This is a genomic window from Streptomyces sp. SudanB5_2050 (assembly GCF_964272335.1).
Classification (GTDB): domain Bacteria; phylum Actinomycetota; class Actinomycetes; order Streptomycetales; family Streptomycetaceae; genus Streptomyces; species Streptomyces rochei.
In genome coordinates, this window is sequence record NZ_OZ186760.1 from 2,305,861 (window position 1) to 2,319,221 (window position 13,361).

Annotated in this window: 12 protein-coding genes, 1 pseudogene and 1 riboswitch; of the genes and pseudogenes, 7 read left to right on the forward strand and 6 right to left on the reverse strand. The window is 73.2% G+C overall.

Going from position 1 to position 13,361, the window contains the following annotated elements; genetic code table 11:
- Positions 1-12: 12 nt before the first annotated feature.
- The 4 genes from ACFZP7_RS10300 to ACFZP7_RS10315 all read right to left on the reverse strand — a co-directional run bounded on the left by ACFZP7_RS10300 (position 13) and on the right by ACFZP7_RS10315 (position 4,158).
- A complete protein-coding gene (locus tag ACFZP7_RS10300; RefSeq protein WP_019327948.1) occupies positions 13-1,026 on the reverse strand; it encodes an NlpC/P60 family protein in 1,014 nt (337 codons plus the stop codon).
- Between the two features lie 211 nt (positions 1,027-1,237).
- Complete coding sequence (locus ACFZP7_RS10305; RefSeq protein WP_029393871.1) at positions 1,238-2,278, reverse strand: C40 family peptidase; 1,041 nt, start codon at positions 2,276-2,278, stop codon at positions 1,238-1,240.
- A 231-nt stretch (positions 2,279-2,509) separates the two neighbouring features.
- Complete coding sequence (locus tag ACFZP7_RS10310; protein ID WP_385634272.1) at positions 2,510-3,853, reverse strand: NYN domain-containing protein; 1,344 nt, start codon at positions 3,851-3,853, stop codon at positions 2,510-2,512.
- A gap of 65 nt (positions 3,854-3,918) precedes the next feature.
- On the reverse strand, positions 3,919-4,158 hold the full coding sequence (locus tag ACFZP7_RS10315; protein ID WP_019327945.1) for a hypothetical protein: 240 nt from the start codon (positions 4,156-4,158) through the stop codon (positions 3,919-3,921).
- Between the two features lie 157 nt (positions 4,159-4,315).
- Here ACFZP7_RS10315 and ACFZP7_RS10320 point away from each other — a divergent pair, with 157 nt between their 5' ends.
- The 7 genes from ACFZP7_RS10320 to ACFZP7_RS10350 all read left to right on the forward strand — a co-directional run bounded on the left by ACFZP7_RS10320 (position 4,316) and on the right by ACFZP7_RS10350 (position 10,618).
- A complete protein-coding gene (locus tag ACFZP7_RS10320) occupies positions 4,316-5,077 on the forward strand; it encodes a rhomboid family intramembrane serine protease (protein ID WP_019327944.1) in 762 nt (253 codons plus the stop codon).
- Positions 5,074-5,355 (forward strand): Lrp/AsnC family transcriptional regulator, encoded by a 282-nt coding sequence (locus ACFZP7_RS10325; protein WP_019327943.1) that lies wholly within the window; start codon positions 5,074-5,076, stop codon positions 5,353-5,355. The genes ACFZP7_RS10320 and ACFZP7_RS10325 overlap by 4 nt, the downstream gene beginning before the upstream one ends.
- Positions 5,356-5,442: 87 nt before the next feature.
- On the forward strand, positions 5,443-5,760 hold the full coding sequence (locus tag ACFZP7_RS10330; RefSeq protein ID WP_019327942.1) for a hypothetical protein: 318 nt from the start codon (positions 5,443-5,445) through the stop codon (positions 5,758-5,760).
- On the forward strand, positions 5,678-7,177 hold the full coding sequence (locus ACFZP7_RS10335) for an ATP-binding protein (protein WP_385634273.1): 1,500 nt from the start codon (positions 5,678-5,680) through the stop codon (positions 7,175-7,177). Before ACFZP7_RS10330 ends, ACFZP7_RS10335 begins: the two co-directional genes overlap by 83 nt.
- Positions 7,178-7,196: 19 nt before the next feature.
- Entirely contained in the window at positions 7,197-7,862 is a 666-nt protein-coding gene (locus ACFZP7_RS10340) for a response regulator transcription factor (protein WP_019327940.1), read from the forward strand.
- 57 nt (positions 7,863-7,919) lie between these two features.
- On the forward strand, positions 7,920-9,335 hold the full coding sequence (locus ACFZP7_RS10345) for an SLC13 family permease (RefSeq protein ID WP_385634274.1): 1,416 nt from the start codon (positions 7,920-7,922) through the stop codon (positions 9,333-9,335).
- 11 nt (positions 9,336-9,346) lie between these two features.
- Positions 9,347-10,618 (forward strand): glycerate kinase, encoded by a 1,272-nt coding sequence (locus tag ACFZP7_RS10350; protein WP_385634275.1) that lies wholly within the window; start codon positions 9,347-9,349, stop codon positions 10,616-10,618.
- Here the strand turns inward: ACFZP7_RS10350 and ACFZP7_RS10355 are convergent.
- A complete protein-coding gene (locus ACFZP7_RS10355) occupies positions 10,540-11,925 on the reverse strand; it encodes an aminotransferase class V-fold PLP-dependent enzyme (protein ID WP_031016928.1) in 1,386 nt (461 codons plus the stop codon). The two genes, ACFZP7_RS10350 and ACFZP7_RS10355, sit on opposite strands and share 79 nt — an antisense overlap.
- A 151-nt stretch (positions 11,926-12,076) precedes the next feature.
- Positions 12,077-12,193: riboswitch (SAM riboswitch) on the reverse strand.
- A gap of 85 nt (positions 12,194-12,278) precedes the next feature.
- Positions 12,279-13,342 (reverse strand): annotated as a pseudogene (gene trpD / locus ACFZP7_RS10360) (anthranilate phosphoribosyltransferase).
- Positions 13,343-13,361 lie beyond the last annotated feature (19 nt).

Below are 13,361 nucleotides of genomic sequence, written 5' to 3' on the forward strand. Positions count from 1 at the left end.
GGGCCGGGTGGGTCAGACCCGTGTCACCGACGAGACCGGCATCATGCCGACCGGGTCGTAGCGGACGGGGGCGCCGGGGTAGGGGGCGTGGATGACCTGGCCGTTGCCGACGTACATGCCGATGTGGCTGGCGTCGTCCCGGTAGGCGACGAGGTCGCCCGGGCGGGCCTCGGACAGGGAGACGCGCTGTCCGGCGCCCGACTGCGCCTGCGAGGTGCGCGGCAGGCCGACGCCGGCCTGGGCGTAGGACCACTGGGTGAGGCCGGAGCAGTCGAAGCCGCCGGGGCCGTTGGCGCCCCAGACGTACGGCTTGCCGAGGGCGGAGCGGGCGGCGGCGACGGCGGCGGCCGCGCGGCCGGAGGCGGGGGCGTCGCCGCCGAGGGCGGTCAGGTCGGTGCGGCCGGACCGGGAGCCGCGTGCGTGGTCGGCGCGCTCCTCGTCGGGGAGGGAGTTGAGGAGCCTGCGGGCCTCGGCGAGCTTGCGCTCCACCGTCTTCTTGTGCGCGGCCACCGCCTTGCGGCCCTTCTCCAGTTCGGCGAGCTTGCCGGCGGCCTCGGCCCGGTCCTGGGCCAGGTCCCGCATGGCCTCCTGGAGCTCCTTCAACTGGCCGGCCTGGTGGGTGGTGACCCGGTCCAGCGTGGCGGCCCGCTCCAGGTAGTCGTCCGGCTCGGCGGAGAGCAGCAGCGCCAGCGACGGGTCGATGCCGCCGGAGCGGTACTGGGCGCCGGCCAGCGAACCGAGCGCGTCCCGCATGGAGTTGATCCGCTCCTGCTGCCGGGCGATCGCCTCCTGGGCCGTGCTGACCTCCTCGCGCAGCGCGTCGGTGCGCGCGTCGGCCTTGTTGTAGGCCTCGGTCGCCTTCTCCGCCTCCGTGTAGAGCCGGTCCACCTCCGCCCGCCGGTCGTCCTGCGGGGCGGCCGTGGCCGGTACGGCGCCCAGGAGCGCGGCGGCGACGGAGAACAGGCCGACGGCGGCGGTGGCGCCACGGTCGAACCCGGTTGGTGCAAGGCGGCGATGGGACCCCACGGGAAGCCGCACTCCTTCCGCTGACGGACAGGGAAACGCGGCAGACAGTAACCCCGTGGCGGGGCACCGGCCAACGACCTCGGCGGGCCCGCGACGCCGAACCCCGCCGCTGACGCAGGTCAGTGGCGGGGCGGGAGCCGGAACGCCGTGCCGTGATTCGCCCGAACGGGCGGCACGGCGAGGGCGTCGGAAGGGGGTGCGGGGGTCCCGGTCAGACCCGGACGCCGAACATGAAGGGACCGCCGATGGTGCTCATCGACTCGTAGCGGACGACCGTACCGGTGCGCGGCGCGTGCAGGACCTGGCCGTTGCCGGCGTAGAGGCCGACGTGGTGCAGGTCGTTGAAGAAGAAGACGAGGTCGCCGACCTGGAGCTGGCTCATCGAGGAGATCCGCGTGCCCGCGCCGGTCTGCGCCTCGGAGGTGCGCGGGATGCCGACGCCCGCCTGGGCGTAGGCCCAGGAGGTCAGGCCCGAGCAGTCGAAGGAGGACGGGCCGGTGGCGCCGTAGACGTAGGGCGTGCCCAGCTTGCTCTGGGCGGCGGCGAAGGCGGCGGCGGCCCGGCCGGAGGCGGGGGTGGACTTGCCGGAGAGGACCTGGCGCTCGCTGGTGCGGGTGGCGCGCTGCTCCTCGGCCTGGAGGGCGGCCTTCTCCTGCGCGGTGAGCGTGTTGAGCAGCTTCTGCGCGGAGGAGAGCTTGCTCTGGACTTCCTTCTTCTTCTTGCCCAGCTCGGTGCGGGTGGCGGAGAGGTCCTTGAGCTTCTCGGACGCCTCGGAGCGCTGCTGGGCGAGGTCCCGCTGCTTCTCCTGGATCTTCTTCAGCGCCTCGACCTGCTGGCCGCTGAGCTGGTCGAGCGTGGACGCCTTGTCCAGGTAGTTGTCCGGGTCGGCGGAGAGGAACAGCTGGAGGGACGGGTCTATCCCGCCGGAGCGGTACTGGGCGCTGGCCATCGAACCGAGGCCGTCGCGCAGCTCGTTCAGCTCCTCCTGGCCGCGGGCGACGTTGTCCTGGATCGTGGAGATCTCCTTCTGGAGCTTCTCCTGCTTCTCCTTGGCGCCGTTGTACTTCTCGGTGGCCTTCTCGGCCTCCTCGTAGAGCTTGTCGACCTTGGTCTTGACCTCGTCCTTGCTCGGCTTCTCGCTCGGGGCGGCGTTGGCGGCCTGGGAACTGAGAGCGACAGCGGCTGCGGCAGCGGTGGTGAGCACGGTCACGCGCGTGCGGCTCGGCTGCTTGGGACGACGGTGGGACGCCACGGAGACGAGCTCCTTCTTGAGAGGGATCACCCGTTCGAGGGTTCGATGGCTGACCCTAGTGACCCACTCGTGATCAGTTCAAATCCTCCACCCGAAAAACCCTGTTACTCACCGCATTCTTTGCCACAACTCACCTGCTGTGACGCCGGATTGACGCTACGTTGCGTGACGGTTCCGTCAATTCGGGGCATAGAACACCCACGTTGCGGTTGGTACGAAAGTGAAGGGAGGCTAGGAAAGCCGCTTGAGGAGTACCGCGGACGCCACCGGGCGCGCGCCGGCTCGCGCGACCCCGTCGGCGACCTCCCGGTCGGTCGAGACCACGATGACCGGCCGGCCCGGCGGCTCGGCGCGCACCAGCTGGCGGATCAGTTCGTCGGCGGTGACGCCGGGCTTGGAGAACAGCACCCGCACCCCGCGCGGCGGCGCGAGCAGCACCGGCGCCGCCAGCTCGGCCCCGTCGAAGACGCAGGTCGTCTCCGCGCCGGTCTGCGCGGCGAGTTGGGAGAGCTGGCCGAGCAGGCGCAGCCGCTGCTTCTCCAGCGGCATCTGCGGATAGCCGGTCTTGGTCACGTTGTAGCCGTCGACGACCAGATGCGCCTGGGGCAGCGCGAGCAACTGGTCGAGGACGGCGGGGTCGTGCTCGGACAGGGCGCGGTTGGCGATGTCCTTCGGGGTCATCCGGCCGGGCTCGACGGCGTCCACGGTCTCGGCGGGCCGCACGGACACCGGCGGCAGGGCCAGCTCCCGGCGCAGCCCCTGGGTGGCGTCCAGCAGGGTGTCCAGCAGCAGCCGCACCCGCATGTCCTCGACGCTGCGCCCCTCGCGGGCGGCCTTGCGGGTGGCCTCCAGGGCGGCCTCGGCCTCCCCGAGGCGGGCCTTGAGCCGCCGGGTCTCGCTCTCGGCGGCGGAGACCTGGGCGTGGCTCTCGGCGCGGACGGCGTCGATCTCGGCCTGGACCTTGCGCAGCGCCGCCTCGCCGCGCTTGACGTCGCTCAGGGCGGAGCGCAGCTTGCGGTGCAGCGACTCGGTCTCCCGCTTGGCCGCGTCCAGCTCGGCGCGCAGCCGCTCGGTCTCGGTCCTGGTGTGCTCGCGGGCCTGGGCCAGCTCCTCGTGCAGCCGCTCCAGCTCGGCGCGGCTCTCCTCGTCGGCGCGCTCGGCGTCCGCGCGCTGGGCCTCCTCGCCGGCGGCGGTCACCAGCTTCACCCAGCCGTGCGGACGCAGCACATAGGCCGCCGCCGCCACGTCGAGCGGGTCGGCGGCCGGGGGCGGGGAGCCCGCGTCCAGCGCCCCGGCCAGTTCCGGCTGGGCGTCGCGGAACTTCTCGCCGATGCGCTGGCGGAAGAGCGGGTCGGTCTCCACGGCGGCGGCCATGGCGTTGCCGGCGAACTTGGTCCTGCGGTTCGGGGCGAACCGGGCGTACTGCCGCAGCTGGGCGGGCAGCTCACCGAGGGTGAGCCCGCCGAAACCGTCGGAGACGATCTGCACGACCCTGCGGCGCACGCCGTCGGGCAGCGGGCGGTCGAGCACCTCGGCGGCGCCGTCGCCCGGCTCCCCGCCCCGTGTCTCCACCATCCGTCACCCCAATGCCTCTGCGCGATCCCGTACGGGATCACCTCACGCGGGGGCCGCTCCCCTGATCAGGAGTCGGCACCCGGCCTGTCCACGAGTTCCACCTGGTCCACGGCGTTGCACCAGCGGCACCGCACCGACTCGATGGTCTCACTGAGCACCTCGCGCTCCTCGACCTTCGGCTCGCCGGCCAGATCGAGGTGCACGTACTCGACCACCTTCGAGGCCCGGGTGACGTCGAAGCGGGTGAGGTTGCCGCAGAGGGTGCAGCGCCACCGCGTCGTCTCGGTCGGCAGGGGAACCGTCATCGTGGCTGTTCGCTCTCTTCCAGTGTCGGTGACGCGCCGGGCTCCCCCGGTGCGTGTGGCTCGTAACCCTACGGCCTGGCGGGTACCCGACGCCCGCGTGTCCACGGCGGCGAGGCGGCCTGGGTGGGTGCGTCCCGTTACGTCATGCTCTGTATTCATGATCCGCAACTGGAACACGGCGGTCCGCAGAACGGTCGGGACGCTCGGCGGGGCCCGCCGCACGGGCCGCCGGACCGCACCCGTGACGTACACGCTGATCACCATGTGCTGCCTGCTGTTCCTGGTCAGCCCGGCGGCGGGCCTGAATCCGGCGTACGGCACCGGCGAGGAACTGCTCGCCGCGCAGCGCGCCTACTTCCGGCGCTGGGGCGTGGTCCCCGCAGAACTGTTCGAGGACTCCCCCGGCTCGGCCCTCACCCCCGCGACCGCGCTCTTCGTCCACGGCAGCTGGGTGCACCTGCTGGGCAACATGCTCTTCCTGTACGTCTTCGGCGCGATGACCGAGGAGCGGATGGGCCGGCTCCAGTTCGCGCTGTTCTACCTCGGCTGCGGCTACCTGGCCCTGCTCGGCTACGCGGGCGCCAACGCCCACTCCCAGCAGTCCCTGGTCGGCGCCTCCGGGGCGATCTCCGCGGTGCTCGGCGCCTTCCTCTTCCTCTTCCCGCGGGCCCGGGTCACCAGCCTGCTGCCGTTCCTCTTCTTCCTGCCGCTGCGCTTCCCGGCCTGGATCGTGCTGCCGTTCTGGGTGTGGCTCCAGTGGACGGCGGCGGGCCGGGCGGGCGACGGACCGGGGGTGGCCTACCTCGCGCACCTGGTGGGCTTCGGGCTGGGCTTCGCCTTCGCCTGGGTGCGGTTCGGGCCTACGACTAGAGTGAAGGGCGTTCCAGTGGCGGCGCCCGAGGGAGAGAACCAGCCGTGATCAGCGCGATCGTCCTCATCAAGACCAGCGTGGACCGCATCCCCGAGATCGCGGAGCAGATCGCCGCGCTGGAGAACGTCAGCGAGGTCTTCTCCGTCACCGGCACCTACGACCTGATCGCGATGGTGCGGGTGAAGGAGCACGAGGACCTCGCCGAGGTCATCCCCGGCCGGATCAGCAAGATCCCCGGCGTGGAGGGCACGGACACGCACGTGGCGTTCCGGACCTACTCGCAGCACGACCTGGAGGCGGCGTTCGCGATCGGGCTGGACAACTGATTCCGGCCCCCGGGCCGGACGCCGGATGAAGAGTTCTTCATCCCGGGCTCATCGTCGCCGCCGGGTACCGGGCGCAGTATCGAAGGCATGGTCTTCTCACGCCGGATGGCGGCCCTGGCGGCCGTCGTCCTGATCCCGCTCGGCATCGCCGCGACGAGCTTCGCGCTCACCGACAGCCCACAGGAGCCGAAGGTCCCGTCCAAGGTGGAGCTGGAGAGCGGCTCCCCCACCCCGACGCCCACCTCCTCCTCACCCGAGCCGACGCCCAGCGACCAGGTGGTGACCCGGCCGCCGGTGACCGACAGCCCCCCGGATGACGACGATGACGACGACCGAGGCCAGGGAACCGGGGACGACTCGGGCGCCGAAGGAACCGCCGACGACGGACCCGGCGACGACGGCTGACCGTGAGCGCCGCCGGATCTCGGCCCGGGTCCGCATCCTGCTCTGGCTGCTGCTCGTGATGGCGGTCGCCCTCGCGTCGGTGGCCGCGACCACCCGCTCGATCCTGCTGCGCGACACCGACCAGCGGATCAACGGGCTGCTCGCGCAGGAGGCCGGGGAGTTCGCCAACTTCGAGGACCAGGGCTTCGACCCGGAGACCGGCCTGCCGTTCACCGACCCCGAGCGGCTGCTGAAGGTCTTCCTGCAACGGCAGTACGCCGACCTGGACGAGGAACTGCTCGGCCTGGTCGGCAAGGTGGGCGACCGTCCGACCAAGTTCGTGCAGCAGCGGGAGATCCCGGTCGCCCTGCCCCTGCACAAGGACGGCGACGCCCTGCGCCGCATCTACGCCTCGCCCGACTCCACCGGCACCCTGCACCGGCCCGAGGGCGAGGTCCGCTGGGCCAAGGTCACCGTCGCCCGGTACGGCGGCGAACCGGCGGCGGCGTTCGTGGTCGCCTTCCACCCGGGGCGCGAACAGCAGCGCGCCGACGAGGTGTTCCGCGTGCTGCTGGCCATCTCCGGCGTCGCGCTGCTGATGACGACGGGCATCGCCTGGGTGGTCGCGGGCCGCATCCTCAAGCCGGTGCGGCTGGTGCGCACCACCGCCGCGCAGCTCACCGAGCAGGACCTGACCCGGCGCATCCCGGTGCACGGCAACGACGACGTGGCGGCGCTCGCCGAGACGTTCAACGCCATGCTCGACCGGCTGGAGCGGGCCTTCGCCGCCCAGCGCCGCTTCGTCGACGACGCGGGCCACGAACTGCGCACCCCGATCACCATCGTGCGCGGCCACCTGGAGCTGATGGGCGACGACCCGGCGGAACGGGAGGAGACCGTCCGCCTGGTCACCGACGAACTGGACCGGATGAGCCGCATCGTCGAGGACCTGTTGCTGCTCGCCAAGACCGAACGCCCCGACTTCGTCACCCCCGAGCCGGTCCAGCTCGCCGAACTCACCGCCGACGTCTACGTCAAGGCCCGCACCCTCGGCGAGCGGGACTGGGTGCTGGACGGGGTCGCCGACCGCGAGGTGCGGCTGGACCCGCAGCGGATCACGCAGGCCATGGTGCAGCTCGCGCAGAACGCCGTGCAGCACACCACCGCCGGCCAGACCATCCGCATCGGCTCCCGCGCCGACGGCGACCGCGTCGAGCTGTACGTAGCCGACTCCGGCCCCGGCGTCCAGCCGCAGGACGCCGAGGTCATCTTCGAGCGCTTCCGGCGCGGCACGGCCCGGCGCGGGGTGCGCGGGACCGGCGCGGGGCTCGGGCTGTCGATCGTGAAGGCGATCGCCGAGGGCCACGGCGGGCGGGTCGGCCTGCGCACCACCGAGGGCGGCGGGGCCACCTTCGTACTGACACTTGATTCCGACTGATCGCGGAAGAGGCACGTCCATGAACCGCATCCTCATCGTCGAGGACGAGGAGCGCATCGCCTCCTTCGTCGAGAAGGGCCTGCGCGCCAACGGCTTCACCACCACCGCCGTCGCCGACGGCGACGCCGCCTACGAGTACGCCCTGACCGGCGGGTTCGACCTGGTCGTCCTGGACATCGGGCTGCCCGGCCGGGACGGCTTCACGGTCCTGCGCGAGCTGCGCGAGTCCCGGGTGACCACCCCGGTGATCGTGCTGACCGCCCGGGACTCCGTCCGGGACACGGTGGCCGGGCTGGAGGGCGGCGCCGACGACTGGATGACCAAACCGTTCCGCTTCGAGGAACTGCTGGCCCGGGTACGGCTCAGGCTGCGCACGGCGGCCCGGGCGCCCGAGGTGACGGTGCTGAGGTCGGGGGCGCTCAGCCTGGACCTGCGCACCCGCCGGGCCCGCGCCGGGGAGCGCACCGTCGACCTGACGGCCCGTGAGTTCGTCCTGCTGGAGCTGTTCCTGCGCCACCCGGGGCAGGTACTGTCCCGCGAGCAGATCCTGTCGCACGTGTGGGGCTACGACTTCGACCCCGGCTCCAACATCGTGGACGTGTACGTGCGGGCGCTGCGCAAGAAGCTCGGGGCACAGCAGGTCGAGACCGTGCGCGGGATGGGATACCGGCTGCCGGCCTGGTGAAGTTTCCTTCATGTGACGCTCATTGAGGACTCACCGCCTCCGTGAACCCTCGTTGACGTGACGTTGAACCCCCGCCTCGCGGCGGCCCTCTGCGTGGCCCTGTCCCTGTGCGCGCTGCTGGCGGTCCCCGCCAACTTCCCCGCCCTCGGCGGCGACGCGCGCCTCACCCTCGCCGTGTTCGCGCTGGCGACCTGCGCCTGGATCGCCACCCCGATCGACGACACGTACATCGCGCTGGGCGCCGGACTCGCGCTGACGGCGACCGGCGTGATCAGCAGCGACACCCTCTTCGGCACCCTCGGTGACGACACGGTGTGGCTGCTGATCTGCGCCTTCGTGCTCGCGGCCGCGGTGACGCGGACCGGCCTCGCCGGGCGGGCCGCCGCCTTCCTGGTCGGCGGGGCGCGCAGCGTACGGCAGTTGGTGCACCTGACGACGGCCGCGCTGGTCGTCACCGCCTTCGCGGTGCCGGCCACCTCGGGCCGGGCGGCGCTCGCGCTGCCGGTGTTCCTCGCCCTCGCCAAGGCGCTGGCCGACCGGAAGCGGCTGGTGGTGATGCTGGCGCTGCTCTTCCCGACCGTGATCCTGCTGTCGGCGGTGGCGACGCTGATCGGCGCGGGCGCGCACCTGATCACCGTGTCCGTGCTGTGGGAGGCGACCGGGGACCGGATCGGCTTCACCCAGTGGCTGCTGCTCGGGCTGCCGCTGGCGGTGGCCTCGTCCCACCTGGCCGCCGAGACCGTGCTGCTGACGACCACGCGGCGGGCGGACCGCGCGGGACCGGTGCGCATCACCGCCGAGGAGATACAGCGGCACAGCGAGGACCCGGTCACCGGCCCGTGGACCCAGGCGGAGAAGCGCTGCGCCCTGCTGCTGGCCACGGTGGTGGCCCTGTGGTGCAGCGAACCCCTGCACCGGGTCCCGCCCGCGGTGGTGGCGCTGATCGGCGCCGTCGTCGCCTCCTCCCCCGCGCTGGGCACCGTACGCCTCAAGGACGCGCTGAAGACCGTGCCGTGGTCGCTGCTGCTGTTCATGGCGGCGACCATGGCGATGGGCGTCGCGCTCGCCGACTCCGGCGCGGCGAAGTGGCTGGTGTCCGGGCTGCCCGCGGACGTCGCGCCGGCCGTCTTCCTCGGGGTCGTGGTCGCGGTGAGCACCGCCGCCCACCTGGTCCTCCAGTCCCGCTCGGCCCGCTCCTCCGTCCTGGTGCCCCTGGTGATCGCCGCGGCCGCGGGCGCGGGGGTCAACCCGGTCGCCGCCGCGCTCGCGTCCACCGCGGCGGCCGGCTTCTGCCACACGCTCCCGGCCTCCGCCAAGCCGGTCACGCTCTTCTCCGACCTCCCCGGCACCCCCACCTACACCCCGCGCGACCTGCTGCGGCTGTCCGCCGTCCTGGCACCGCTGACCGCCGCGCTCGTGCTGTTCTTCGCCGCCGCGGTCTGGCCGCTGCTCGGCGTACCCGTGACCCGTTGAAGGAGCCCGACATGTCTTCCACGTCCTCAATGTCCTCGGTCCCCTCCCTGCTCGGCCGGGTCGCCGTGGCCCCCAGCGGCTTTAAGGAGTCGCTGTCCGCCCAGGCCGCCGCCGACGCCATCGCGGCCGGTGTCCGCCGCGTCCTGCCGGACGCCGAGATCGACCGCATCCCGCTCGTGGACGGCGGCGAGGGCACCGCCCGCGCGCTGGCCGCCGCGACCGACGGGCGGCTGGTCGCGCTGGCCGCCACCGGCCCGGTCGGCGAGCCCGTCGGCACCCACTTCGCGCTGCTCGGCGACGGGGACACCGCGGTGGTGGAGATGGCGGCCGTCGCGGGTCTGTCCCTGGTCCCCCGCGCCCTGCGCGACCCGGGCGCCACCACCACGTACGGCGTCGGCGAGCTGATCCGCGCCGCGCTGGACACCGGCGCCCGGCGCATCCTGGTGGGCTGCGGCGACTCCGGTACGTCCGACGGGGGCGCGGGGGCGCTCCAGGCGCTCGGCGCCCGGCTGCTGGACGCGGACGGCTTCGAACTCCCCCGCGGCGGACGGGAACTGGTCCGCCTCGCCCGCGTCGACCCGGCGGGCCTGGACCCCCGGCTGAGGAAGGTGGAACTGCTGGTCGCGTGCAACCCCTTCAACGTGCTGTGCGGGGAGCGGGGCGTGGCGCGGGTGTTCGGTCCGCAGAAGGGGGCGACGCCCGCGCAGGTCGAGGAGTTGTCGGCCGGTCTGGAGAACTGGGCGCGCGTCCTCACCCGCGACCTCGGCGTCGTCGGCGCCGATCTGCGCACCGGCCCCGGCACCGGCGCCTCCGGCGGGCTGGGCGCGGGGCTGGCCGCCGTCGGGGCCCGGCTGCTGCCCCGCTTCGACGTCCTGCTCGACCACCTGGACCTGGACGCCCGCCTGGCCCGCGCCGACCTGGTGCTCACCGCCGAGGGCGCCCTCGACCACCAGACGCCGCGCGGCAAGGTCCCGGCCGAGGTCGCCCGGCGCGCCAAGCTGCACGGCCGTCCCGTCCTCGCCCTGGCCGGCACGCTGGGCGAGGGCGCGCACGAGGTCCCCGGGGTGGACGCCTTCCACGGCATCATGCCGGCGCCGATGGCCCTCGCGGACGCCCTCGTGCGCGCCGCCGAACTCCTCACGGACGCCACCGAGCGGGCGCTGCGGATGGTCCTGCTGGGCTCGCGGCTGCCGGGCCGGCCGGGTCAGCCGGCTGCGGTGCCCGCGGTGGTGCCGGCGGCGGCGGACGTGTCGGGCACGCAACGCCCGTCCTCGGTGCGGTAGTTCCACCGGGCGCCGTCGCTCACCAGCTCCTTGACGGCGGCCACGAAACGCTCGACGTGCTCGTCCGGGGTGCCCGCGCCGAAGCTGACGCGGATGGCGTTGAGGGACCTCTCGCCGGGCGCGGCCTCCGGGGCACCGCACTCGCCCTGCGTCCCCGGGTCGCTGCCGAGCAGGGTGCGCACCAGCGGGTGGGCGCAGAACAGGCCGTCGCGCACACCGATCCCGTACTCGGCGGAGAGCGCGGCGGCGAAGTGGGAGCTGTTCCAGCCGTCGACGACGAAGGAGAGCACGCCGACGCGCGGGGCGTCGTCGCCGAAGAGGGACAGGACCCGCACCTCGGGCACCTCGGCGAGCCCTTCCCGTACCTTCCCGATCAGGTACTCCTCGCGGGCGACCAGGGTGTCGAAGCCGGCCTCGGTGAGCGCCTTGCAGGCCGAGGCGATCGCGTAGGCGCCGATGACGTTGGGCGAGCCCGCCTCGTGCCGGGCGGCGCTGTCGTGCCAGCGCACGTCCACACCGCCGTCCGCGCGCCGGGAGACGCTGCGGCTGGCGCCGCCGCCCGCGAGGTACGGCTCGGCCTCGCGCAGCCAGTCGGCGCGGCCGGCGAGCACGCCGGAGCCGAAGGGGGCGTAGAGCTTGTGCCCGGAGAAGGCGACCCAGTCCACGTCCAGGTCGCTCACCGAGACCGGGTGGTGCGGGGCGAGCTGGGCGGCGTCCAGCACGATCCGGGCACCGTGGGCGTGTGCGGCGGCGGCCAGTTCGCGCACCGGCCACAGTTCACCGGTGACGTTGGAGGCGCCGGTGACGCAGACCAGGGCCGGGCCGTACGGCTCCCGGGCGGCGAGGGCGCGCTCCAGGGTCTCGACGGCCTGCGCGGGGGTGCGCGGGGCGTCCAGGTACGTCACGTCCGCGTCGCGCCAGGGCAGCAGCGAGGCGTGGTGCTCGGTCTCGAAGACGAAGACCCGGCAGCCGGCCGGGAGCGCGCGGGCGAGGAGGTTCAGGGAGTCGGTGGTGGACCGGGTGAAGACCACCTGGTCGCCGTCCCGGCAGTCCAGGAACTCGGCGACGGTCCGGCGGGCGTTCTCGAACAGGTCGGTCGACAGCTGCGAGAGGTACCCGGCCCCGCGGTGCACGCTGCCGTAGTACGGGGCGTAGGCCGCCACGTCGTCCCAGACCCGCTGGAGGGCGGGCGCGCTGGCGGCGTAGTCGAGCGCGGCGTAGGTGACCTCCCCGCCGGTGACGAGCGGGACGGTGACATCCCGGCCGAGAACGGGCAGCGGGGTGGCGACAGCGGTGGGCACGGACATGGCGGACTCCCGTGAAAGAGCAGCGCGCGGCAGGGCGCTGTGAAAGAAAGAAAGGAAGGGGATGTGCGGAGGCGGGGCTCTGCGGCCCTATCGCATTCGCTGATTCACGGGAGACTCCCTCGAACGACCCAGGACCCCTGGTTTCGCGAGGGGTCCGCGCTTGCCGTGGACCTTGCTGTCCACGACCTGGTCTTCACCCGGGGCACCCCGCCACGGACGGAGGGTTGCCGGACAGTCGGCCGGGGCCTCATGACTGTCACTCATGACCTGTCGAAAAACCTAGGGGAAGTGATCGGCGTCCCGCAACCCGAGTCCGGATCGCGGGACGCACGTCACACGGGACGGTGGGCGGGTCAGGCGTGGGTCGCCGCCACCCAGCGCTCCAGGGCCTGCCTGGCGGCGCCGGAGTCGATCGACTCGGCGGCCCGGTCCATACCGGCGCGGATCTGCTCGGTGAGCGACCCGGCACCGGGCTCCAGGGCCACCAGCGCCGCCGCGGAGTTCAGCAGCACCGCGTCCCGCACCGGGCCCGTCTCCCCGGCCAGCAGCCGACGGGCGACATCGGCGTTGTAGGAGGCGTCGGCGCCGCGCAGGGCCTCGACCGGGACGAGTTCGAGGCCGACGTCCCGCGGGTCGAAGGTCTCCTCGGTCACCCGGCCGTCCCGCACCACCCAGACCCGGGAGGTGGAGGTGGTGGTCAGCTCGTCCAGGCCGTCGTCGCCGCGGAAGACCAGGGAGGAGTGGCCGCGCTCGGCGAAGACACCGGCGATGATCGGCGCCATCCGGGCGTGCGCCACGCCGATCGCCTGGGCCTTCACCCTGGCCGGGTTGGTCAGCGGTCCCAGGAAGTTGAACACCGTGCGGATGCCCAGCTGGCCGCGGGCGGCCGCCACGTGGCGCAGCGCGGGGTGGAACTTCACGGCGAAGCAGAAGGTGATGCCGCCTCCTCGGCGACCTCCGCGACCCGCTTCGGCGTCAGCTCCAGATTGACGCCGAGCTTCTCCAGGACGTCGGAGGCCCCGGACGCCGAGGAGGCGGCCCGGTTGCCGTGCTTGACGACCTTGGCGCCGGTGCCGGCCACGACGATCGCCGACATGGTGGAGATGTTGACGGTCTTGGCGCCGTCGCCGCCGGTGCCGACGATGTCGACCGTCTCCCCCGGCACCTCGATCACGTTGGCGTGCGCGTACATGGTGCGGACGAGACCGGAGATCTCCTCGACGGTCTCCCCCTTGAAGCGGAGCCCGACCGCGAAGCCGGCGATCTGCGCGTCGGTCGCCTCGCCGCGCATGATCACGTCCAGCGCCCAGGCGGTCTCGTCGGCGGTCAGGTCGCGGCCGTCCGCCAGCCCGTTCAGCAGGGCGGGCCAGGAGCGGCCCGCCGCGGTGTCGCCTCCAGCGGGGGTCAAAGCGCTCATGAGCCGCTCCTGAATCGTG

Bases quoted from the DNA above. Each gene is read 5' to 3' on its own strand.
- ACFZP7_RS10330 (WP_019327942.1), top strand. From the start codon at position 5,443: ATGGTCTTCTCACGCCGGATGGCGGCCCTGGCGGCCGTCGTCCTGATC.
- ACFZP7_RS10350 (WP_385634275.1), top strand. From the start codon at position 9,347: ATGTCTTCCACGTCCTCAATGTCCTCGGTCCCCTCCCTGCTCGGCCGG.
- ACFZP7_RS10340 (WP_019327940.1), top strand. From the start codon at position 7,197: ATGAACCGCATCCTCATCGTCGAGGACGAGGAGCGCATCGCCTCCTTC.
- ACFZP7_RS10320 (WP_019327944.1), top strand. From the start codon at position 4,316: ATGATCCGCAACTGGAACACGGCGGTCCGCAGAACGGTCGGGACGCTC.
- ACFZP7_RS10355 (WP_031016928.1), bottom strand. From the start codon at position 11,925: ATGTCCGTGCCCACCGCTGTCGCCACCCCGCTGCCCGTTCTCGGCCGG.
- ACFZP7_RS10335 (WP_385634273.1), top strand. From the start codon at position 5,678: ATGACGACGACCGAGGCCAGGGAACCGGGGACGACTCGGGCGCCGAAG.
- ACFZP7_RS10315 (WP_019327945.1), bottom strand. From the start codon at position 4,158: ATGACGGTTCCCCTGCCGACCGAGACGACGCGGTGGCGCTGCACCCTC.
- ACFZP7_RS10310 (WP_385634272.1), bottom strand. From the start codon at position 3,853: ATGGTGGAGACACGGGGCGGGGAGCCGGGCGACGGCGCCGCCGAGGTG.